At 58.0% G+C, this 1,588-nt stretch carries 1 protein-coding gene and 1 pseudogene; both read right to left on the bottom strand.

The genetic code is table 11. The features are described 5' to 3' along the window. A partial coding sequence (gene trbJ, locus A3AY_RS0133070) for a P-type conjugative transfer protein TrbJ (protein WP_018329949.1) occupies positions 1 to 726 on the bottom strand: 726 nt, incomplete at its 3' end. After that, positions 698 to 1,588, bottom strand: a pseudogene (locus A3AY_RS39990) (conjugal transfer protein TrbE); the annotation flags it as partial. The gene trbJ and the pseudogene A3AY_RS39990, both read right to left, overlap by 29 nt.

A 1,588-nucleotide genomic window follows, 5' to 3' on the forward strand; every position in this document is an offset into this window, starting at 1 on the left:
CTGCGCCAAGTCCTTGTCCGTCTGCTCTGACTGGTACCAGGTCCCCATCAATGTCATCTGCTGAGAGACGAGGCCGCGAAGCTTCTGCATCTGTGCAACTTGCTGCGCGGCAATCTGATGGCCGACCTGCAGCGCCTTCATTTGACCGTCGGCGGTTTCGGACATCGACCGCAACGAGGTCATGGTCGATTCCTCGCTTGAAAACTGATCGGCTGTTAGGTTGGCGGCCTTTAGCGTGCCGGCAATCGTATCGCGATTGGTATCCGACCAGGTCTGATAGCTGGATGAAAAAGTCTCGCCAGTGGGCAGGTTCGACCTGATGTCGCCGTAGCTCTGGAAGCGCTGCTTCAAAACGTCATCGACATTGCCCATCGAGAAGGCAATTCCCTCCCCTTGCGACACCACCCTCTGTAGCTTCTTCAGGTCTCCCTCGACCTGACCCCATATGTGGTTCGGCAGCTGTGCTGTGTTCTGCAACATGTTTTCGTAGATGCTCAACTGGTTCTGGATCTGTTCGGCCAACTGACTGATCTGCTTGACCTGATTCTCCACCTGCACGCCGGAGCTTTCCAAAAGCTTGATAAGCTCGGCGTTGTTGGCGAGCTGCGTGAACTCCGTTGCTTCGCCAGTGACGCCTCCCGCCGCGGAGATGTCGGGCAGCATGGCGGCAGTCGCAATCAAGGCCGCTGTAAGCACCTTAGATTTGTCTGAGAAGCGCTTCTGCATCGTGAATTCCTCTCGTCTGGAGCCAGTGGATAGGCCATTCACGACCGTGTTTTGAATGAAGGGAACGGATGCGCTTCAGATCCTCCTTGCCTGTTGCGCCGACGACGGAGAGCGTCAGCGGACCGAGCGCCATGTCGAACAGACGACGGCCTTCGGGCGAGGCGACGTAGTATTCCCGCTTCGGGATCGCGGTTGCCACGATCTCGATCTGGCGTTCGTTGAAACCGATCCGCTCGTAGAATTCCCGCGTCCCTGGTTCCCGGGCGGCACCATTTGGAAGGCAGATCTTTGTCGGGCAGCTTTCCTTAAGCACGTCGATGATGCCTGAACGCTCAGCGTCGGAGATGGACTGTGTCGCGAGCAGCACCGCGCAATTGGCCTTGCGCAGCACTTTCAGCCATTCGCGGATCTTGTCCCTAAATGTCGGATGACCAAGCATCAGCCAGGCCTCGTCGAGGATGATAAGGCTCGGCGCGCCGGTGAGCCGCTTTTCAATCCTTCTGAAGAGATAGGTGAGCACCGGCACGAGATTGCGCTCGCCCATATTCATCAGTTGCTCGATCTCGAATGTCTGAAACGACCCGAGCGCCAGTCCATCGGTCTCGGCATCGAGCAACTGGCCCATCGGCCCATCGACGGTGTAGTGGTGGAGTGCGTCCTTGATTTCGCGCAGCTGAACGCCGCTGACAAAATCTGACATCGACCGGCCGCGAGCACCGGCCATCAGTCCGATCTGACGGGAAATCGCGTTGCGATGGTCCGGTGTGATGATGACGCCCTGCAGTGCGACAAGGGTTTCAATCCATTCCGAGGCCCAGGCGCGGTCTCCGTCTGTCGCTAGATCGGCCAATGGGCAGAAAGA

This window comes from Rhizobium giardinii bv. giardinii H152 (assembly GCF_000379605.1).
GTDB classification, from domain to species: Bacteria; Pseudomonadota; Alphaproteobacteria; order Rhizobiales; family Rhizobiaceae; genus Pararhizobium; species Pararhizobium giardinii.